Source organism: Streptosporangiales bacterium (assembly GCA_009379955.1).
GTDB lineage: Bacteria > Actinomycetota > Actinomycetes > Streptosporangiales > WHST01 > WHST01.
Genome location: WHST01000010.1, coordinates 66,481 through 86,825 on the forward strand (window position 1 = coordinate 66,481; position 20,345 = coordinate 86,825).

Genomic DNA, 20,345 nt, shown 5'->3' on the forward strand with positions numbered 1-20,345 from the left:
CCCGGTCACTGGACGTTCTGCGAGAGAACTGGGAGGGATTCGCCCTTCCAGTTGTACGCTTCGTCCAATCATCGGAGGTGCTGTCATGCTCTCGTCGGCGCTGGCCCAGGAGATCGCGAGCGACACCACCGCGGTCATCGGCTTCAACGTGCTGATCACCGACGACGAGGGCCTCGTGATCGGCAGCGGCGACCAGCGCCGGGTGGGCACGTTCCACGAGGCGTCGGTCGACGTCATGCGCACGCACGAGCCCGTGTGGCACACCTCCGCGCAGGCCCATGAGCTGCGCGGCGTGCGGCAGGGCGTCACGCTGCCGCTGGTGATCGACGGCGTTGCCGTGGGCACGGTCGGCATCACCGGTGCGCCGCAACGCGTCCGCCGGTTCGGTCTCGTGGTGAGGCGACAGACCGAGATCCTACTGCAGGAGTCGGCGACGCTGCGGTCCCGGCTACTGCGCGAGCACGCGGTCGAGCAGCTGGTACGCGACATCGCCGCGTTCGACGCCGAGCTCGTGGAGCCCGAGCTCCTCGTGTTCCGCGCCGGAGAACTCGGCTACGACCTGCGGCTGTCGCGCAGCTGCGTGGTCGTCGAGGTGACCGCGGGGACGCGTCACGGGTCGACCGACGTCGAGGCGTTGCGGTCCGAGCTGCTGCGTACGGTGCGCGAGACGTTCGGCGACCCGCAGGACGTCACGGCCACCCTCGCACCCGGCAGGTTCGCGGTCCTGCACCGTGCGGCGGCCGACGAGGGCGCGCTTTCCGGGAGCTGCGAGCGCCTCGCCGACGTGGTGGGCCGCCGGCACCGGCTGCGCCTCCGGATCGGCGTCGGGGCGCCGGCGGAGACGGTGCAGGAGCTGCACGACTCGTACCAGGATGCGTCCGACGCCCTGCGCCTCGGCCGGCGCGTCGAGCCCGACGGCCGGGTGCACGCGATCGCCGACCTCAGGCTCCACCAGGTGCTCGGCGCCGTCGGGCATCGCACCCGCACGCGGTTCGCCGGTCTCGTCGCGGGTTCGCTCACGTCCCAGCCGGACTGGCCGGTGCTGCGCGAGACCGTCGTGGCCTGGTGCGAGAGTGGCCTTAATCTCGTCCGGGCGGCCGCCGATCTCCATGTCCACCGCAATACGCTCGTGTATCGATTGGACAAGATCGAGAGGCTCACGGGGACGGCCCTACGGGGACGGCGGGCGAGTCTCACGCTCTACTTGGCCTGTCTCGCCGCCGACCTCGGCGGGCCGGGTGACAGCCGACGATGAAGGGGGCGTCAATGGACCTGACCCTCGTACGGGGCGACATCACGCAGGAGCGGGTCGACGCGATCGTCAACGCGGCCAACTCCTCGCTGCTGGGCGGAGGTGGCGTCGACGGTGCCATCCACAGCAAGGGCGGGTCACTGATCCTGCGGGAGTGCCAGGACCTCCGGCGCAGCACGTATCCCGACGGTCTGCCGGTCGGCGAGGCCGTCGCGACGTCGGCGGGCGACCTGCCGGCGCAATGGGTGATCCACACGGTCGGGCCCGTGTACGCCGAGGGTGAGGACCGGTCGGAGCTGCTCGCGTCGTGCTACCGCGAGTCGCTGCGGCTGGCCGACGAGATCGCCGTGCGCAGCATCGCGTTCCCCGCCATCTCGTGCGGCCTGTACCGGTACCCGTTGGACGAGGCTGCGCGGATCGCGGTCGACACGGTGCGCGCGACCGGGTCCAAGGTCGACGAGGTGCGCTTCGTGCTGTTCGACCAGCCGGCGTACGACGCGTTCGCCGCCGCGGCGGCGTAGCGACCGGGTCAGCGGGCTCCGGCGCGGCGTACGGGCGGGCCGATTCGCTCGTCCGCGATGTCGGCGACGGCGCTGGCGAACGCGGCGAGGTCGAGGTTGCCGAGATGGCTCATGATGTGCTCGCGGACGCCGGCGAGGTGGGTCCGGTACGCCTTCCGCAGTCGTGCGAGGCCCCGGGGCGTGAGGACGGCGAACTGGCCCCGCCCGTCGGTCTCACATCTCGTCCGTCGGACCAATTCCTGCCGGTCGAGCCGGTCGACGAGGCGGGTGAGGCCGCTGACGCTGAGGGAGGCGACGTTCGCCAGGTCGCTCATCCGCAGTGACCGGTCCGGCTGCTCGGAGAGGTTCATGAGCACCGTGTACTCGGCGAGGCTCAGGCCCTCGGCCTCGAGCAGCTCGGCATCGAGCACGCGAGGGATGACCAGCACCGCGCGGGCGAGCGCGCGCCACGCCGCCTCCTCGTCCGCCGTCAGCGGTTCCACGGTGCGGGGATCGGGCATGACTCCAGTCTACCTGTTTGACAGCGCAACTACCTCGGCCTAGATTTATTTGCACGAGCAACTACTTCGGAGGTGTGGCGCGATGCCGAGAGCGGTGCGGTTCCGGCGGTACGGCGGACCGGAGGTCCTCGAGGTCGTGGACGTCGATCGCCCGAAGGTCGGTCCCGATGAGGTCCTCGTCGACGTCGTCACGGTCGCGCTCAACCCTGGCGAGATCGCCCTCAGGGAGGGCGCGTTCGACGACGTGTGGCCGGCCGACTTCCCCGAAGGGCAGGGCAACGACTTCGCCGGCATCGTCGCCGAGGTCGGTGGCGACGTGACCGGTTTCGCCCAGGGTGACGAGGTCATCGGGTTCGCGCCGCGTGCGGCGCAGGCGGAGGTCGTCGTCGTCGGCGCCGGCGCGCTGGTCGCCAAGCCGGCAGGGCTCACGTGGGAACGGGCGGCCTGCATCGCAGGGGTCGGCTCCACCGCATGGGCTGCCGTCGAGGCGGTCCAACCGCAGCGGGGCGAGACCGTCGTCGTGTCCGCGGCCGCGGGCGGTGTCGGCGTGATCGCGGCGCAGCTGGCACGCCTGCGCGGTGCGCGTGTCATCGGGACGGCAGGCAGGGGCAACGTCGCGTTCCTCCGCGATCTCGGCGTCGAGCCCGTCGAGTACGGACCCGGCCTCGCCGATCGGCTCGCCGCGGCGGCGCCGGAAGGTATCGACGCGTACCTCGACAACGTCGGTGACGGCAACGTCGACGTCGCGATCGGCCTGGGTGTTCGTCCCGTGCGGATCAACACGATCGCCGACCCCGGGGCCGCGAGGCGGCACGGCGTGCGGTCCCGTGCCCAGGTGGACGCGTCGACGCCGGAGGTGTGGGGTCACCTCGCCGCGATGGCGGCGCGTGGCGAGTTCGTCATCACGATCGCGGAGACGTACGCGCTGGACGAGGTCCGGCAGGCGTACCGCGATCTCGCCGAGCGCCACACCAGGGGTAAGCGCGTCCTTCGGATCAGACCTGCGTGAAGGCACGGTTATCGGTGGCGGTCGTCACGAGCAGCGGTGGCCGAGAACCCCGCGACAGCGGGTCGCGCCCGCACCCTGACGAGCGGCGCGGCGGAGGGCGCGACCCCGATCCCCGTCGGAACGACGCGCCAAGCAGCGACCCCGTCAACCAGCAGGCGGCGAGCTGAGGGCAGGCTCATGGCTGCCTCGAGGGGCCGACGCCTGGTGAGCGTCGTTCCAGCGCTTCCGCCACGCCCGAGTCTGGGGGGTCGGCACGTCGGGCGCAAGGCCCTATCGTCGCCACATGACCGTGTATCCCGCCGCCCTCCTCCGCTCCGCTCCTCGCTCGGTAGGCGCGTGGTGCCGGCCTCCGCTTCGAACCGCTGCGATGCTCACTGCGGAGGGCGGCTCATGACGACCGATCACATGGGCCGCACGCACCGGCTCGAGGTGTTCGACGCCGACGTCAGGGAGTGGGAGGCGACCGTCCTCGACGTCTCCGACGAGGGCGTCGTGCTCGACCGTTCCGCGTTCTATCCCGGTGGCGGCGGACAGCCGCCGGACGAGGGCGTCCTGCTCTGGGGCGGGGTCGAGACGAGGATCGTCGGTGTCCGCAAGGGTGACGACCTGTTCCTCGTCCCGCACGAGGACGATCCCGTGCCGCCGGTGGGCACGGCCGTCCGCGGGGCCGTCGCCGATGAGCGACGCAGCCTGCTGATGCGCACCCACTCCGGCCTGCACGTGCTGTGCGGCGTGGTCTTCCGCGACTACGGCGCCCTCGTCACGGGCGGCAACATGGAGCCCGGAGTCGCGCGCATGGACTTCAACCTTCCCGAGCTGCCCGACGGGTTCCGCGACCACATCGTCGAGGCGTGCAACACCGAGGTGAGCGCCGACCGCCGCATCGACACCAAGGTGCTGCCGTACGACGACGCGTTCCGGATCCCCGACATCATCCGTACGGCGACGAACCTGCTGCCGCCCGACCTCACCGAGGTGCGGATCATCGACATCGTCGGCCTCGACACCCAGGCCGACGGCGGCACGCACGTGGCGTCGACGAAGCAGATCGGCCGCATCGAGCTGGCGAAGGTCGAGAACAAGGGCAAGGGCTTCCGCCGCTGCCGCATCCGCATCGTCGACTGACAGGTTCAGCTGCGGTGCGTAGGCACGGCGCGACCAGAGGGAATGCGGCATCGCGTGGACGTGGTTGTGCCTTCAGGCCAATTCCGTCTCTCTGGCGAGGTGAAACCCGGTGCCGTCAGACCTCCGTATGCCACGACGGGTGGCGATGCTGACCGTGCACACCTCACCGCTCGACCCTCCCGGCACCGGCGACGCCGGCGGCATGAACGTCTACGTCGTCGAGGTCGCCAAGCGGCTGGCGGCGGCGGGCGTCGAGGTCGAGATCTTCACCCGGACGACGTCGAGCGAGCTGTCGCCGGTGGTCGAGTTGGCGCCTGGTGTCCTCGTGCGGCACGTGCTCGCGGGTCCGTACGAAGGACTGGCCAAGGAGAACATGCCGGCCCAGCTGTGCGCGTTCACCGTCGGCGTGCTGCGCGCCGAGGCGCGGCAGCGACCCGGTCACTACGACCTCGTGCACTCGCACTACTGGCTGTCCGGGCAGGTCGGCTGGGTGGCGAAGGAACGCTGGGGTGTCCCGCTGGTCCACACCATGCACACCATGGCCAAGGTCAAGAACCTCTCGCTCGCCGAGGGTGACCAACCGGAGCCCGAGTCCAGGGTGATCGGCGAGGCGCAGGTGGTCGAGGCGGCCGACCGGCTGGTGGCCAACACTCGCGACGAGGCCGACCATCTGGTGAGCCTGTACGGCGCCGATCCCGGCCGCACGTCCGTCGTCCACCCGGGCACGGACCTCGAGGTGTTCCGGCCGGGTTCGCGCGGTGACGCGCGCCGGCGGCTGGGGCTGCGTGACGATGCGGTGGTGCTCCTCTTCGCCGGGCGCATCCAGGCGCTGAAGGCGCCCGACGTCCTGCTCGGCGCGGCCGCGCGACTCGTCGCCCTCAGGCCGGGGTTGCGCTCACGTCTCGTCGTGGCGATCGTGGGCGGGCTCAGCGGTGCGCGCGCCGACCAGGTCGACTCGCTGGTGCGGCTGGCCGACTCCCTCGGCATCGCCGACCTCGTGCGTTTCGTCCCGCCGGTGGCGCCGCACGCGCTGCCCGACTGGTACCGCGCGGCGACGGTGACGTTGGTGCCGTCGTACAGCGAGTCGTTCGGGCTCGTCGCCGTCGAGTCGCAGGCATGTGGCACGCCGGTGGTCGCGGCGCGGGTCGGTGGCCTGCGCACCGCCGTCGCCGACGGTGTCTCCGGCGTCCTCGTCGACGGTCACGATCCCGCCGCGTACGCCGCGGCCGTGGCGAGGATCGTCGACGAGCCGCCGCGCCGCGACCGGCTGGCCGCCGGCGCGTTGCGGCACGCGGCGACCTTCTCCTGGGACACGACGGTGGCATCGCTCGTCGATGCGTACGGGGAGGCGCTGACCAGCTTCCGCGAGGGGATGCAACGCTTGTCGGCATGACTGGGCTTCCCGCCGCCCTCCTCCACGCCGCTCCTCGCTCGCTGAGCGGGTGGTCGAGGCGTGCGCTTCGGATCGCTGCGATGCTCGCTTCGGAGGACGGCTCATGACCACTCGAGCCGCGGCGTCCGCGGTGATCCGCGACGCACTGTCCGGTGCGGAGCTCGAGTGGGAGGAGTCCGAGCCGCACGCGTTCGTCGTGACGATGCCGGGTGTGCGCAAGCTCAAGACCACCTGCTCGCTCGTCGTCGGAGAGCACAGCGTGTCGGTGAACGCGTTCGTCGTCCGCGCGCCCGACGAGAACCACGAGGCGTTCTACCGGCTGCTGCTCGAGCGCAACCGGCGGGCGTACGGCGTGCACTTCGCGCTCGACGCACTCGGCGACGTCTACCTCGCCGGGCACGTGCCCACCGGCACGGTCACCGCCGACGAGGTCGACCGGGTGCTCGGCTGCGTCCTCGAATACGCCGACGACCTGTTCAACCGGCTGCTCGAGCTCGGCTTCGCCTCGGCGATCCGGCGGGAGTGGGCATGGCGGGTCGACCGCGGCGAGAGCCTCGCTAACCTGCAGGCGTTCAGGCACCTCACCGAGGAGCCGTAGCCGGAACCACCTCGATAAGCTCGCGGCATGGCGACGTTGATACTGGTTCGGCACGGCGAGAGCGTCTGGAACGCCGAAGGTCTGTTCACCGGATGGGTCGACGTCGACCTGTCGTCCACGGGCGAGGAGGAGGCGCAGCGCGCCGGTGACCTGCTCGCCGGCAACGACACGTTGCCGGACGTCGTGCACACCTCGGTGCTGCAGCGCGCGATCCGCACCGCCAACATCGCACTCGACAGCTGCGACCGGCTGTGGATCCCGGTACGCCGCAGCTGGCGGCTCAACGAGCGGCACTACGGCGCGCTCCAGGGCAAGAGCAAGGCGCAGACGCGCGAGGAGTTCGGCGACGACCAGTTCATGACCTGGCGCCGCTCGTACGACACCCCGCCGCCGCCGCTGCCCGCCGACGACGAGCTCTCGCAGGTCGGCGACCCGAGGTACGCCGCGCTGCCGTCGGAGGCGGTGCCACGCACCGAGTGCCTCGCGGACGTGCTCGTGCGCATGCTGCCGTACTGGTACGACGCCATCGTCCCCGACCTGCAGGCCGGCCACACGGTCATGGTCGCGGCGCACGGCAACTCGCTGCGCGCGCTGGTGAAGCACCTCGACGACATGAGCGAGGACGACGTCGTCGCGCTGAACATCCCCACCGGCATCCCGCTCGTCTACGAGCTCGACGACGACATGCGGGCGAAGGTCAAGGAGTACCTCGACCCCGACGCCGCCGAGGAGGCGATCGCCGCGGTCGCGGCGCAGGGCACCAAGTAGCGGGTCGCACCGGCGACCGGAGCTCGTGTATCGTTCCGGCTTAGGTCATGAGCGCCAGCGTCAAGCCCCGGCTTGCTGGCCGGCAACCCTCCTCCGCGGTGGGGTGCCCCGGGTGAGGACCTGGCCCGGCACACCAGTGCCGGACAAGCGCGGATCCCACCGGCGCGGCACAGGCACGGCACCAAGGGGTCCCTGACCCGGAGGTACACCGTGACCGCCCTGCTCGACTCGTCCTACGTCGCCCCCACCGAGGCGCCGACCTCTCACCGCGCCGGACTCGCCCTGGTGCCGTCCGCCCGCACCGAGCCCGTGGTCGTCGGCGGCGACCTGCCCGTCCCGCTGGTGACCGGCGGCCGGGTGCCGTACGCCAACCTCGACCACGCGGCGAGCGCGCCCGCGCTGCAGGCGGTCCGCGACGCGGTCGACGCGTTCCTGCCCTGGTACGCGAGCGTGCACCGCGGTGCCGGCTTCGCCTCGCAGGTCTCGACCCGGGTGTACGAGCAGAGCCGCGAGGTGGTGCGGAGGTTCGTCGGCGGCCGTGCCGACGACGCGGTCGTCTTCACGAGGAACACGACCGACGCCGTCAACCTGCTCTCGCGCTGCCTGCCCGCCGGCACGCATGTCGTCGCGTTCGAGACCGAGCACCATGCCGACCTGCTGCCGTGGCGGAACCACCCGCTCACCCAGCTCATCGCGCCGAGCAGTCCCGCCGACGCGGTCGCGAAGGTCGGTCTCGCGCTCGGCTCGCTGCCCACCGGCGCGCTCGTCTGCGTCACCGGCGCGTCGAACGTCACCGGCGAGCTGTGGCCGGTCGCGGAGATCGTGCGGGTGGCGCGCAGGTACGGCGCGCGTGTCCTCCTCGACGCCGCGCAGTTGCTGCCGCACCGCGACGTCGACGTCGCGGCGCTCGGCGTCGACTACGTCGCGTTCTCCGGCCACAAGCTGTACGCGCCGTACGGCGCCGGCGCGCTCGTCGGCCGTGCCGACTGGCTGGAGGCCGCCGAGCCGTACCTCGCGGGCGGCGGTGCGTCGCGGTCCGTCGAGTCGGGGTCGGTGCGCTGGCAGGACCTGCCGGAGCGGCAGGAGGCGGGGTCGCCGAACGTCGTCGGGGCGTACGCGCTGGCGGTGGCGTGTACGACGCTGTCGCAAGACCGCCGCAGGCAGTCAGCACTGACCGCGGCGGGCCGGCACGCGTCGAGCCTTCGCGAGGACGAGCTGGCGGCGCGGCTGCGCGACGGGCTGGCGCGCCTGCCGGGCGTCCACGTGCTCTCGCTGTTCGGCGACGAGCACCCGAGGGTCGGCACGATCGCGTTCGCCGTCGACGGGGTCGACGCCGGCTGGCTCGCCGCGGTGCTGTCCGCCGAGTACGGCATCGGCGTCCGCGACGGCCTGTTCTGCGCGCACCTGCTGACCAGGCGGCTCCTCCGCCGTGCCGGCGACGGCGCCGGCACGAGCGCCCTGCGGGCCAGCCTCGGCCTCGCGACCACGGCCGAGCACGTCGACCGGCTCGTCGACGCGCTGCGCGAGATCACGGCGCGGGGACCGCGATGGGACTACGCCGTCCGCGACGGCAAGTGGGCGCCGACGCCCGACCCGCGACCGCTACCCACCCTGCCGTACATACTGTGAGTGATGCGGGGATCGCCCTACGTGACGGTTGTTCCCGCATTTCGGCACGCCACCCGCACGATGCCAGCATTCCCTCGTCGTTAACCGTTCGTTCACCCTCACTGGGTCGGCGTGTCACCGGCGCTTCTTAGCGTCAGGCAGCGTGAGGACATCGAAAAGACTGAACAAGTACGCCGCCGGCGGCGCCCTGGTACTCGCGGGGGTGCTTGCCCTTACGGCATGCGGCAGAGACCCAGAAGCAGGCGGCGGCAGCGACCAGGCCCCGTCCGCGAGTGCGGCCGACTGCGCCGAAGGAAGCCTGAACGCATCGGGCTCCTCTGCACAGGCCAACGCCATGACCGAATGGGTCAAGGCCTACCAGGCGTCGTGCTCCGGCGCGACCATCAACTACCAGTCGAACGGTTCTGGCGCGGGCGTCGAGCAGTTCATCCAGGGCAACACCGGGTTCGCGGGTTCGGACTCGGCGCTCAAGGAGGACGAGACGCCGAAGGCGACCGAGCGGTGCGAGGGCAACACGCCCATCAACCTGCCGATGGTCGTCGGGCCGATCTCCGTCGTCTACAAGCTCGAGGGTGTCGACAACCTCCAGCTGTCGCCGGAGACGCTCGCCAAGATCTTCGCCAACAAGGTGAAGAAGTGGAACGACCCGGCGATCAAGAAGGACAACCCGGACGCCACGCTGCCGGCGACGCCGATCCAGACGTTCCACCGCAGCGACAGCTCCGGCACCACGGACAACTTCACCAAGTACCTGTCGTCCGCGGCGTCGAAGGACTGGACCTTCGAGAACGACAAGGTCTGGAAGGCACCCGGCGGTCAGGGCTCGAAGGGCTCCGAGGGCATCGCGAGCTCGCTGAAGGACACCGAGGGCGCGATCAGCTACGTCGAGCTCTCGTACGCCGAGAACTCGGAGCTGTCGCAGGCCAAGGTCAAGAACGCCGCGGGCGAGTTCGTCGAGCTCACCGGTGAGTCGGCAGCCGCGACGGTCGCCTCGGCGAAGGTCGTCGGCAGCGGCAACGACCTCGCGCTCGAGATCGACTACAACACCAAGGCGGCGGAGGCCTACCCGATCGTCCTGGTGACGTACGAGATCACCTGCGAGAAGGGCCTGCCGGCCGACCAGGTCGACCTGGTGAAGGGCTTCCTGACCTACGCCTCCAGCCAGAAGGGTCAGGACTCCCTGTCCGACCTCGGCTACGCCCCCCTGCCCGACGAGGTCGCGGGCAAGGTTCGCCAGGCCGTCAAAGCCATCGCCTGATGACCCTGCTCGCACGACGTCCGTACCGCTCCACCGTGGTGCCACCACGGTGGAGCGGTCGGGCGACCGCGACATACCTCGGTAGGGAGGCGACGTAATGGCGGCGTCCGTGCTCTTCCGTGACCAGACCTCCGCCGCCGCACAGCGGGGCGGCGGTGGCGCCCGGCTCTCCGGAGACCGGGCGTTCCGCATGCTGGTGCGCCTGTCCGGCGTCTTCGTGCTGGTCATCATGGCGGCGATCACGGCGTTCCTCATCGCCCAGGCGATCCCCGCGCTGCGCGCCGACACGGCGAACTTCTTCACCGAGACGACCTGGTTCCCCGACTCGACGCCCAGCGTCTTCGGCGTCGCGGCGCTCACCTGGGGGACGATCGTGTCCAGTGTCGTGGCGCTCGCCATCGCCACACCGATCGCGATCGCCGTGGCCCTGTTCACGACGCGCTACGCCACCGGGACGGTCGGACGCATGCTCGGCTACGCCGTCGACCTGCTGTCCGCCGTACCCAGCGTCGTGTTCGGCCTGTGGGGCGTCCAGTTCCTCGTCCCGGCGCTCAACCCGGTCCAGAACTTCATCTCCACGGTGCTGGGCTGGATCCCGCTGTTCCGAGCCGACATCGTGGGCCGCTCGCTGTTCGTGGCCGGCATCGTCCTCGCCGTGATGATCCTGCCGACGATCGCTGCGCTGTCGCGCGAGGTGCTGAGCCGCGTACCGAAGACGCAGATCGAGGCGGCGCAGGCGCTCGGCGCGACGCGGTGGGAGACCATCAAGATGGCCGTCCTGCCCAACGCCAAGCGCGGCATCGTGTCGGCCTCGATGCTCGGACTCGGCCGGGCTCTCGGCGAGACGATCGCCGTCGCGCTGGTGCTCTCGTCCAGCTACGTCGTGAGCCTGCAGATCCTGGAGCCCGGCGGTGCGACGTTCGCCGCCAACATCGCCAACTCCTTCGGCGAGGCCGGAACCGTCGGCCGGGGCGCGCTGATCGCCTCGGGTCTGGTGCTCTTCGTCATCACGTTCGCGGTGAACGGTCTCGCCCGGGTGCTGCAGATCACGTCCAAGAAGAAGAAGGCCGACCGATGAACGGGCGCGTGGACCGATGACCGCCGCCGACACGGATCTACGGCCGCGGATCAGCCCGGTCACGATCCGTCCGTCGCTCGGTCGCAGGGTCCGCGACAGGGGCGCGACGATCGCGATCTACACCGCGGTCTTCGTCGCGCTCGCGCCGCTGGTCGCGGTGCTCTGGGCGGTCGTCAGCAAGGGCATGGACCGCCTCGACCTGGACTTCCTCACCTACTCGATGCGGGGGCTCGGGGCGCAGGACATCGGCGGCGGGGCGTACCACGCGATCGTCGGCACGGCCCAGCAGGTCGGCCTGGCGAGCCTGATGTCCGTTCCGCTCGGCGTCCTCGTCGCGATCTACCTCGTCGAGTACGGCAGGAACAGCCAGCTCGCGCGCACGGTCAGCTTCGTCGTCGACGTCATGACGGGCATCCCGTCGATCGTCGCCGGCCTGTTCGTCCTCGCGTTCTGGGTGCTCGCGCTCGGCCGCGGGTTCTCCGGGTTCGCGGGCGCGATCGCGCTGGCGCTGCTGATGCTGCCGGTCGTCGTCCGCTCGTCGGAGGAGATGTTCCGGCTCGTCCCCGACGATCTGAGGGAGGCGGCTCTCGCCCTCGGCGTGCCCCGCTGGCTCGTCATCTGTCGGGTGGTGGTGCCGACCGCGGCGGCCGGTCTGGTGACGGGCCTGATGCTCGCGGTGGCGCGGGTGACCGGCGAGACGGCGCCATTGCTGCTCACGGTGTTCTTCACGGACTCGATCAACGTCGACCCGTTCCACGGTCCCCAGATCGGCCTCGCCCAGTACGTCTTCGACCAGGCGATCCGGCCGTCCGACGCCGCCGTCACCAGGGCGTGGGCCGGAGCACTGACGCTCATGGTCGGCGTCATCCTGCTGAACGTCGCCGCCCGGCTGCTCGCTCGATGGAAGGCCCCGAAGGTACACCAGCACTGATGCGTACTCCTGACGAGATGACGAAGACGACGAGCCCGGAGGTGCGGCCGTGAGCACCACGCCTGACCAGATCGTGAGCCCGCACGAGGACTCGAACGGCTCGACGCCGGCACGACGCACGCCCGGCGGCACCCGCGTCGAGATCAACGGCCTAACGGCGTACTACGGCTCGCGCGCCGCGGTCACCGACGTCACCCTGACCGTCGAGCCGCAGTCGGTGCACGCGTTCATCGGTCCGTCGGGCTGCGGCAAGTCGACCGTGCTGCGGGCGATCAACCGGATGCACGAAGAGATCCCCGGCGCGCGCATCGAGGGCACGATCACCATCGACGGCGTCGACGTGTACGGCCCCGGCGTCGACGCGACCTCGGTACGCCGTGCCGTCGGCATGGTGTTCCAGAAGGCCAACCCGTTCCCGACGATGTCGATCTACGACAACGTCGTCGCAGGGCTGAGGCTCGTCGGCCGCAACGGCAGGCGCAAGGGCGGTTACGACGAGGTCGTGGAGCGGGCCCTGCGCCGGACGAACCTCTGGGACGAGGTCAAGGACCGCCTGCAGAAGCCAGGATCGGCGCTGTCCGGCGGGCAGCAGCAGCGGCTCTGCATCGCGCGGGCGATCGCGGTGGAGCCCGAGGTCGTCCTGATGGACGAGCCCTGCTCCGCGCTCGACCCGATCTCGACGCTGGCGATCGAGGACCTGATCGCCGAGCTGAAGGAGCAGTACACGATCATCATCGTCACCCACAACATGCAGCAGGCCTCGCGGGTGAGCGACGTGACCGCGTTCTTCTCCGTCCCGGGCCCCGGCATGCCGGGCACCCTCATCGAGGTCGACGACACCAAGACGATGTTCCAGACCCCGTCGCAGAAGGCGACCGAGGACTACATCACCGGCCGCGTCGGCTGACTCCGCCACTGCGAACCTCTGGGAGCGCACCCGTGAGGGGCACCCTCACCGTGCCGGGGGACGGTGAGGGTGCCGTTCACGTGTTGTGGCCAGTGCGTGGTCGGCGATGTCGGCGGCAAGCGTGCGGCCGGCTCTCGCGATCGCGCCCTCGGCGTCGTACGCCGGGTCGTAGGCGGTCAGTGCCGCGGCCACTACGCGGAACCGGGCGAAGACCTCGGCGACCAGCCGGCGGAGCCGCTCGAGGCCGAGCCCGCCGGGCGCGGCGTAGGCGTTCGCGATACCGACGCGGGTGTCGAGGCTGTCGAGGTCGATGTGCAGGTAGGCGTCGCCCGTGCGCGCCCGCAGGTTCGTGAGGGAGGCGGTCAGGTCGGCGTCGGAGAAGTCGCCGCCGCGCAGCAGGGTGACGTGCGAGGCGTCCAGTGCCCGTTGCTGGACGGGCGTGATGTCGCGCACCGCGGCGAGCACGACGTCGCGCTCGTCCACCGGGCGTAGCCCGGGGATCGACTCGCGGAGCGCGCGCCAGCCCGAGCCGGTGAGCAGCCGCAGGCCCATGCTGTCGAGCGAGCCCGAGTCGCTGTCGTCGACGGTGTCGAAGTCGGGATGGGCGTCGCACCAGACGACCCCGACCGGGTGGATGCCGGTACCGGCGACCGTGCCCAGGCAGGAGTTGCAGTCGCCGGCGAGGACCAGTGGGAACGCCCCGGCGGCCACGGTGTCGGCGACCGACTCGGCGAGCCGACGGACGCCCGTGAACACGCGGTCCGCCTCGGGGAGGCCGGGCTCGGGGTGCCGGCATCTCCCGCACGGTCGTACGCCAGCCGCGCGCGCCGAGGTCGCGCACGAGCACACCGTCGCCGAGCAGGGCCCGGGGTCCACGCGCCCTGGCCAGGTCGGCGAGGCCGTCGTGGTACGGGACGCAGTGCACGACGAGCGAAGGCTCGCTCGCCGTGCACTGGTTTCTCGTCGTCATGACGGTGCCGTCAGGACCTGGCGCAGCTGGGCGGGTAGACGGGTTCCACCCGCTCGGCGGCGGCGTCGGCCCGGGCGGCGAGCGTGCGCAGCGCGCCCGCCAGGGACGTGCGCCAGCGCCTCGCCGGGGCGGTGGTGCGCTCGCGCGGCCGGTCGTCGGTCACGACCGGGGCGTTCGGGAGCGCGGACTGGGCGTCGCTGCGGGTCTTGTCGATCGCAAGGACGAAGCCGACGGGCATCATGAGGGTCGCTCCTCTCGGTGGGGTCGATCGGTGGTCGGGGGCGGGCCGCTCGAGCCGCGCGTGACGAGCTCGACGGGGATCACGACCTGGCGGTCGGCGGGATCGGACGGCCATTCGAGCAGCAGCCGGCCGGCCTCGCGGCCCTTACGCCGGCCGTCCTGCCTGATGGTGGTGAGTCCGGCGGCGGCCGCCTGCGGGATGTCGTCGAAGCCGACGACGGACACGTCGTCACCCGCGCGCAGGTCGCACTCGCCGAGCGCCGACAGCGCGCCGAGGGCGAGCAGGTCGGTCATCCCGAGCACGCCGGTGGGGCGTGGAGTCAGGTCGAGCAGCGTCCGCATCGCCGCGTTGCCCGCCTCGACGGTGTTGCCCTGCACGCGGACGAACTGCACGCTGTCCGGGCTCAGCCCGGCCTTGCGGGCGGCGGCGAAGTACCCCTGGAGGCGGCTTCGCGCGTCGCTGTCGGTGTAGGTCTCGAGGATCGTCTCGTCGATCGGGCCGACGTGGCCGTCCGGCAGCGAGCAGTCGGCGATCACGCCGAGCTGTCGGTGGCCCAGCCCGACCAGGTGGTCCGTCGCGTCGACGGCCGCGGCGTAGTCGTCGATCGCGGCGTAGGCGGCCAAGGGGTCGTTCACGATCCGCGACTGCACCACGGGGAGCCGCCGGCGCCGGATCGCCTGCAGCGCGGCGTCGTCGTCGGCCACGCAGTACACGCAGAAGCCGTCGACGATCGCGCCCGCGGCGGTGTCGACGCCAGACCTCTGGAGCAGGGAGGTGAGCAGCAGACCGCTGCCGTGCTCTTCCGCCTGCTCCGCGATGCCGTGCAGGAACGCGAGCGCGAACGGGTCGGACAGGATGTAGCCGAGGGTCTCGGTGAAGAGCAGCCCGACCGTGCCCGCCTTGCCCCTGCGCAGCGTGCGCGCCGCGGCGTCGGGGCCCGCGTAGCCGAACCGCTCGGCCGCGCCGAGGATCCGCTCGCGCAGCGCGGGCGCCAGCTGGTCGGGTCGGCTGTAGGCGTTGGACACCGTCGTGCGGGAGACGCCGAGCTCGTCGGCGATCGTCTGCAGGGTGACCCGTGCCATGACCCCTCCTCCCGACTCCCAGTCGTCTGTATCGATCAAGTCTTTATCGATACAGTAACCCCGTCGGCGGGAGCCGTCAACCGGAGATCCGGGCGTTAGGCTCTCCGTCGTGACCGTTCTGGAGGACCTCGAACCGAGGCTCGCCGCCGTGCCCGGCCGGGTGTCCGTCTGGTGCGGGCCGGTCGGCGGACCGCCCGCGTACGCCCGGCAGGCCGGCGAGACCCACTACGCCGCGAGCACGATGAAGCTGGCGGTGCTGCTGGCCGCCCACCGGCTCGCCGACCGGGGTGTGCTCGACCTCGACGAGCGGCTCCTGGTGCACGCCGACTTCCCGTCCCGTGTCGGCACGGGACGCTTCACGATGGAGCGCGACGAAGACGGCGACAAGGAGGCGTGGGACCAGGTCGGGAGGCCGGTCCCCGTTGGCTGGCTGCTGCGGCGGATGATCGTGCGTTCCGGCAACCTGGCGACCAACCTGGTCCTGGAGCGCATCGGCTTCGACGCCGTCGCCGAGGCCTGGCAGGTCTGCGGGGCGACGGCGAGCACGGTGGCGCGGCTGCTCGAGGACACCGCGGCGAACGGCGAGGAGATCCGCAACCTCGTCACCGCCGCCGACCTCGCCGCGGTGCTCGGCGCCGTCGCGCTCGACCGGGTGGCGTCGCCCGCGGCCTGCGCGGCGATCAGGGAGCTGCTGGCGGAGAACGAGTTCAACCCCGACGTCCCCGCCGGGCTGCCGGCCGGCACGAAGGTCGCGCACAAGAACGGCTGGGTGACGGGGATCAGGCACGACGCCGCCCTCGTGACCCCGGACGACCCGCGCCGTACGTCCTCGTGGTCTGCACGACCAGCGAGCTCACGAACGACGATGCGTGCGCGCTGGTCGCCGAGGTGGCCGCGGCCTCGTGGCGCGACCGCGGCTGACGCGGGTCGGAGCGGCTCTAGGAGGCTCTAGCCCACCGCGCGGGCGGGCCAGGTGCCGGTCACCAGGTAGACCACCCGGCGGGCGGCCGAGACCGCGTGGTCGGCGTACCGCTCGAGGTAGCGGCCGATCAGGGTGACGTCGACGGCGCCCTCGATGCCGTACGACCACTGCGGCGAGAGCAGGGCGACGAAGATCTGCCGCAGCAGGGCGTCCATCTCGTCGTCCGCGGTCTCCAGCTGTAGGGCGACCGCGATGTCGTTCTCGCTGATGACCTGCTCGAGGTAGGACGTCATCCGGGAGGCGGCGACCGCCATCTGCTGGACCGTGTCGCGCACCAGCGGCGGGATCGCGCCGTCCGGGTAGCGGCGGCGGTTGACCTCGGCGACGTGGACGGCGAGGTCGCCCATCCGCTCGAGATCGGCGCTCAGCCGGACGGCCGTGACGATCACCCGCAGGTCGCTCGCGACCGGCTGCTGCCGCGCGAGCAGCTCGTACGACGCCTCCTCGACCAGCAGCTGGATCTGGTCGACCCGGTTGTCACCCTCGATGACCTGTTCGGCCAGCGCGCCGTCGACCTCGAGCAGTGCGGTGGTGGCGTTGTCCATCGCTACGCGGACCAGTCCGGTCATCTGGACGAGGTCGGCGCGCAGCGATTCCAACGACTCGTGATAGGCGTCGCGCATGCTGGTCAGCGTCTCAGCGGCGAGGGAACCGATGACGACGCCGCCGTGAACGGCGGGTGAACCCGCGGGCGGGTCGCCGAAACCCCAGGTCGTGGCCGTACGATCGAGTGGTGGACGCGGAACTCGCGCTCGGATTGGGTGCTGCCCTGGGTCTGCTCGTCGGGGTGGGCGCCGTGCTCGCCGTCCGCGTGAGCGAGCGGCTCCAGCACGGGCGTCCCGGCGACGACGTCGACGAGGGGCCCCAGGTGCCGCCCGGCGTCGCGTCCGTCCTCTCCGTCCTGCCGTGGTCGGCGGTGGTCCTCGACGCCGAGGACCACGTGCTCCGCTCGAGTGCGGCCGCGCGGGCACGCGGCCTCGTCGAGCAGGACCGCGTCCGCGTGCCCGGCCTGCTCGCGCTCGCCCGCCTCGTCCGCCGCGACGGCGCGATCAGGTCAGAGGAGATCGAGCTGTCCGGACAGCTGTTCAACGTCCACGTCGCACCGATCGGCGGCACCGGCTCCGCGGGCACGGTTCTCGTGCTCGCCGAGGACCTCACCGAGGTGCGCCGGGTCGAGGACGTCCGGCGCGACTTCGTCGCCAACGTCAGCCACGAGCTCAAGACCCCGGTGGGGGCGCTCGCCCTGCTCGCCGACACGGTCGACGCCGCCGCCGACGACCCCGAGGCCGTGCACCACTTCGCGGCGCGCATGCGCACCGAGTCGCAGCGGCTCAGCCAGATGGTTCAGGAGATCGTCCTGCTGTCGCGGCTGCAGGGCGGGACGTCGCTGGCCCAGCCGGTGCCGCTCGAGGTGTCCGCGGTCGTCACCGAGGCCATCGACAGGTGCGGGCTGCACGCGACCGCCAAGAACATCGACGTCACCGTCTTCGGGGTCGACGACCTGCGGGTGGTCGGCGACGACGAGCTGCTCACCGTCGCCCTGCGCAACATCATCGACAACGCGATCGCGTACAGCCCCGAGGGCACGCGGGTCAGCGTGCGCGGCCGGCGCGACGGCAGCCACGTCGAGGTGTCGGTGAGCGACCAGGGCATCGGCATCCCCGCGGCCGACCAGAAGCGGATCTTCGAGCGCTTCTACCGGGTCGACCCGGCGCGGTCGAGAGCGACCGGCGGGACGGGCCTCGGCCTGGCGATCGTCAAGCACGTGATGTCCAACCACGGGGGTGAGGTACGGGTCTGGAGCCGCGAACGGCTCGGCTCGACGTTCACCCTCCGGCTGCCCAGGCACCTCGAGGCGCCGCGGTTGGTCGAGTCCACCGAATACGTCCAGACGGCAACGACGCCGACCACGTCTGCGAGCGATGGACGCGGTCGCATTGCAGAACTGAACGGAGAGGTTGCGCGATGACACGGATCCTCGTGGTCGAGGACGAGGAGTCGTACAGCGAGGCTCTGACCTACCTGCTGAAGAAGGAGGGCTACGAGGTACTCGCCGCGGACACCGGCACCGGTGCGCTGGCGGAGTTCGAGCGCTCCGGCGCCGACCTGGTGCTGCTCGACCTGATGTTGCCCGGCGTGTCGGGCACCGAGGTGTGCCGCGAGATCCGCAAGCGGTCGTCGGTGCCGATCATCATGATCACCGCGAAGGACAGCGAGGTCGACAAGGTCGTCGGGCTGGAGCTCGGTGCTGACGACTACGTCACCAAGCCGTACTCGGCACGCGAGCTCGTCGCCCGTGTCCGGGCGGTGCTGCGCAGGCGCGCGGAACCCGAGGAGCTCGTGCCGCCGACGCTGGAGTCGGGGCCGGTCCGGATGGACGTCGACCGGCACCTGGTGACCGTCGGCGGCGGGCACGTGCAGCTGCCGCTGAAGGAGTTCGAGCTGCTCGAGCTGCTGCTGCGCAACGCGGGACGCGTCCTCACCCGGGCGCAGCTCATCGACCGGATCTGGGGCAGCGACTACGTCGGCGACACCAAGACGCTCGACGTGCACGTGAAGCGGCTGCGCTCGAAGGTCGAGCCCGACCCGGGCAACCCGCGCTACATCGTCACCGTGCGAGGGCTGGGCTACAAGTTCGAGCCCTGAGGGTCACTCGCCGGTCGGCGACGTCTCCTCGCCCGGAGTCGGTGACTCCTCGCCGGGCGCCGGTGTCTCCGATGCGCCGGACGCCGGCGCGGGCGACAGGCTCGACCGGTAGGCGGTCCGTGGGTTGACGGGCAGGTCGAGCGTGATGTCGCCTGCGCGCTGGAAGGTCAGCGTCACCGACACGACGGCGCCGTTGTCGGTCTCCTCGTCGAGCTTCGTGAGCGTGATCGTGTTGGACGAGTACGGCGGCTGCCCGACCTGCACAGCGTCGCCGCCGGTGACCGTCGGGTCGGTTGGCGGGAGGTCGAGAGTCGACCCGCCGGAGCCCGACGCGATCACCGTGTCGTCGGCGGCCGGCGACGAGGCGTCGATCAGCCGGTCGGCGCGCGAGGACTGGTTGACGAGCGTGAGGTAGACGGCGGCGTTCCCGTCCTTGGGGTAGGCCGGCTCGTCCGGTGCGGGGCCGAGCACGTACGCGTGCCTGATGGCGATCGGCGACGTGCCGCCGACGGCGGGGTGGTTCACCGCGTCACGGGGCTTCATCGACGGAGAGGTGTAGGGCTCGAACCCGGCGCCGCATCCGGTGACGGCCACCGCGGCCACCGACGCGACGAGGGCTATCCGCAGGGCTGCGCTTCGGCTCACGCCGAGAGCGTACCGGGCGCCCGATCGGCGGCCACGCGATGGTCCATAGTGCTCTGGTGGAGGAGATCGGTGTGGGACCGCACCCGTCGCCCTGGCCGGACGATCCGCGGTACGACAGGCGGCTGCTCGCCGAGGGTGACCGGCGCAACGTCGTCGACCGGTACCGCTACTGGACCAACGAGGCCATCGTCGCCGACCTCGACACGCGCCGGCATCCGTTCCACGTGGCGGTCGAGAACTGGTCGCACGACTTCAACATCGGCTCCGTCGTCCGTACGGCGAACGCGTTCCTCGCCGAGGCCGTGCACATCGTCGGTCGCCGCCGGTGGAACCGGCGCGGCGCGATGGTCACCGACAGGTACCAGCACGTCAGGCACCACGAGACCGTCGAGGCCCTCGTCACGTGGGCGGCGGACGCCCGCCTGTCGCTCATCGGCGTCGACAACCTGCCGGGCGCGGTGCCGCTGGAGACCTACCCACTGCCGCGAGCGTGCGTCCTCGTGTTCGGGCAGGAGGGACCCGGGCTGTCCGAGCCGGTGCGAGCGGCGTGCGAGGCCGTGCTGTCGATCGCGCAGTACGGCTCGACGAGGTCGATCAACGCGGGCGCGGCGGCCGCCATCGCGATGCACGCCTGGATCAGGCAGCACGCCGCCGGCGGCTAGGTGTACCCGCTAGGGATGCGCTGATCAATGAGCCATTCCCGGGATGACCCGGCCTTCGGACGCTCGCGGTGGTTCCCGAACGGCTGCCGGGTTCTCTGCCGAGCCCCCTTGACCCCGGCTCGGGGGTCTGCGGGGCGGTTTCGGGCAG

General features: G+C 71.4%; 21 protein-coding genes, 1 pseudogene and 1 riboswitch. Of the genes and pseudogenes, 16 read left to right on the forward strand and 6 right to left on the reverse strand.

Annotated features, from left to right (window positions below):
- The first annotated feature begins 85 nt into the window (after positions 1–85).
- Positions 86–1,255 carry a sugar diacid utilization regulator gene (locus GEV10_04990; protein MQA77825.1) on the forward strand — a complete coding sequence of 390 codons (1,170 nt, stop codon included), beginning with the start codon at positions 86–88 and terminating at the stop codon, positions 1,253–1,255.
- Entirely contained in the window at positions 1,252–1,773 is a 522-nt protein-coding gene (locus GEV10_04995; protein ID MQA77826.1) for an O-acetyl-ADP-ribose deacetylase, read from the forward strand. The genes GEV10_04990 and GEV10_04995 overlap by 4 nt, the downstream gene beginning before the upstream one ends.
- An 8-nt stretch (positions 1,774–1,781) precedes the next feature.
- On the opposite strand, the gene GEV10_05000 is transcribed toward GEV10_04995, so the two are convergent.
- Positions 1,782–2,273 (reverse strand): MarR family transcriptional regulator, encoded by a 492-nt coding sequence (locus tag GEV10_05000; GenBank protein MQA77827.1) that lies wholly within the window; start codon positions 2,271–2,273, stop codon positions 1,782–1,784.
- Positions 2,274–2,355: 82 nt separating this feature from the next.
- Between GEV10_05000 and GEV10_05005 the strand changes: the two genes are divergently transcribed.
- The 10 genes from GEV10_05005 (at position 2,356) to GEV10_05050 (ending at position 12,969) form a co-directional block, all read left to right on the forward strand.
- On the forward strand, positions 2,356–3,282 hold the full coding sequence (locus GEV10_05005; protein MQA77828.1) for a zinc-binding dehydrogenase: 927 nt from the start codon (positions 2,356–2,358) through the stop codon (positions 3,280–3,282).
- 390 nt (positions 3,283–3,672) lie between these two features.
- Positions 3,673–4,407: an alanyl-tRNA editing protein gene (locus GEV10_05010; GenBank protein ID MQA77829.1), complete on the forward strand. Its 735-nt coding sequence runs from the start codon at positions 3,673–3,675 to the stop codon at positions 4,405–4,407.
- Positions 4,408–4,534: 127 nt separating this feature from the next.
- Positions 4,535–5,800: a D-inositol-3-phosphate glycosyltransferase gene (gene mshA, locus GEV10_05015; GenBank protein ID MQA77830.1), complete on the forward strand. Its 1,266-nt coding sequence runs from the start codon at positions 4,535–4,537 to the stop codon at positions 5,798–5,800.
- Positions 5,801–5,903: 103 nt separating this feature from the next.
- Positions 5,904–6,398 (forward strand): YbjN domain-containing protein, encoded by a 495-nt coding sequence (locus GEV10_05020; protein MQA77831.1) that lies wholly within the window; start codon positions 5,904–5,906, stop codon positions 6,396–6,398.
- Positions 6,399–6,425: 27 nt separating this feature from the next.
- The gene (locus tag GEV10_05025; GenBank protein MQA77832.1) at positions 6,426–7,166 is read left to right on the forward strand and encodes a phosphoglyceromutase; all 741 of its coding nucleotides are present in this window, start codon (positions 6,426–6,428) and stop codon (positions 7,164–7,166) included.
- Positions 7,167–7,209: 43 nt separating this feature from the next.
- Positions 7,210–7,322, forward strand: a riboswitch (SAM riboswitch).
- Positions 7,323–7,448: 126 nt separating this feature from the next.
- Entirely contained in the window at positions 7,449–8,795 is a 1,347-nt protein-coding gene (locus tag GEV10_05030) for an aminotransferase class V-fold PLP-dependent enzyme (GenBank protein MQA77833.1), read from the forward strand.
- A gap of 160 nt (positions 8,796–8,955) precedes the next feature.
- Entirely contained in the window at positions 8,956–10,053 is a 1,098-nt protein-coding gene (gene pstS, locus GEV10_05035) for a phosphate ABC transporter substrate-binding protein PstS (protein MQA77834.1), read from the forward strand.
- Positions 10,054–10,150: 97 nt separating this feature from the next.
- The gene (gene pstC, locus GEV10_05040) at positions 10,151–11,131 is read left to right on the forward strand and encodes a phosphate ABC transporter permease subunit PstC (protein MQA77835.1); all 981 of its coding nucleotides are present in this window, start codon (positions 10,151–10,153) and stop codon (positions 11,129–11,131) included.
- 16 nt (positions 11,132–11,147) lie between these two features.
- Complete coding sequence (pstA, locus tag GEV10_05045; protein ID MQA77836.1) at positions 11,148–12,062, forward strand: phosphate ABC transporter permease PstA; 915 nt, start codon at positions 11,148–11,150, stop codon at positions 12,060–12,062.
- 73 nt (positions 12,063–12,135) lie between these two features.
- Positions 12,136–12,969 (forward strand): phosphate ABC transporter ATP-binding protein, encoded by an 834-nt coding sequence (locus tag GEV10_05050; protein MQA77837.1) that lies wholly within the window; start codon positions 12,136–12,138, stop codon positions 12,967–12,969.
- Between the two features lie 45 nt (positions 12,970–13,014).
- Here the strand turns inward: GEV10_05050 and GEV10_05055 are convergent, their stop codons facing one another.
- From GEV10_05055 to GEV10_05065, 3 genes are all read right to left on the reverse strand, one after another.
- Positions 13,015–13,845, reverse strand: a complete 831-nt coding sequence (locus tag GEV10_05055; GenBank protein ID MQA77838.1) for a hypothetical protein — start codon at positions 13,843–13,845, stop codon at positions 13,015–13,017.
- Between the two features lie 104 nt (positions 13,846–13,949).
- On the reverse strand, positions 13,950–14,180 hold the full coding sequence (locus GEV10_05060; protein MQA77839.1) for a hypothetical protein: 231 nt from the start codon (positions 14,178–14,180) through the stop codon (positions 13,950–13,952).
- Entirely contained in the window at positions 14,177–15,262 is a 1,086-nt protein-coding gene (locus GEV10_05065) for a LacI family DNA-binding transcriptional regulator (protein MQA77840.1), read from the reverse strand. Before GEV10_05065 ends, GEV10_05060 begins: the two co-directional genes overlap by 4 nt.
- A 109-nt stretch (positions 15,263–15,371) precedes the next feature.
- Between GEV10_05065 and GEV10_05070 the strand changes: the two are divergent.
- Positions 15,372–16,183: pseudogene (locus tag GEV10_05070) on the forward strand (serine hydrolase).
- A gap of 27 nt (positions 16,184–16,210) precedes the next feature.
- Here the strand turns inward: GEV10_05070 and phoU are convergent.
- The gene (phoU, locus tag GEV10_05075) at positions 16,211–16,867 is read right to left on the reverse strand and encodes a phosphate signaling complex protein PhoU (protein ID MQA77841.1); all 657 of its coding nucleotides are present in this window, start codon (positions 16,865–16,867) and stop codon (positions 16,211–16,213) included.
- A gap of 110 nt (positions 16,868–16,977) precedes the next feature.
- On the opposite strand from phoU, the gene GEV10_05080 reads away from it, so the two are divergent.
- On the forward strand, positions 16,978–18,213 hold the full coding sequence (locus tag GEV10_05080; protein ID MQA77842.1) for a two-component sensor histidine kinase: 1,236 nt from the start codon (positions 16,978–16,980) through the stop codon (positions 18,211–18,213).
- A complete protein-coding gene (locus GEV10_05085) occupies positions 18,210–18,890 on the forward strand; it encodes a response regulator (GenBank protein ID MQA77843.1) in 681 nt (226 codons plus the stop codon). Before GEV10_05080 ends, GEV10_05085 begins: the two co-directional genes overlap by 4 nt.
- 3 nt (positions 18,891–18,893) lie before the next feature.
- On the opposite strand, the gene GEV10_05090 is transcribed toward GEV10_05085, so the two are convergent.
- Positions 18,894–19,535 carry a copper chaperone PCu(A)C gene (locus GEV10_05090; GenBank protein MQA77844.1) on the reverse strand — a complete coding sequence of 214 codons (642 nt, stop codon included), beginning with the start codon at positions 19,533–19,535 and terminating at the stop codon, positions 18,894–18,896.
- A gap of 38 nt (positions 19,536–19,573) precedes the next feature.
- Between GEV10_05090 and GEV10_05095 the strand changes: the two genes are divergently transcribed.
- A complete protein-coding gene (locus GEV10_05095; GenBank protein MQA77845.1) occupies positions 19,574–20,197 on the forward strand; it encodes an rRNA methyltransferase in 624 nt (207 codons plus the stop codon).
- Positions 20,198–20,345: the final 148 nt, after the last annotated feature.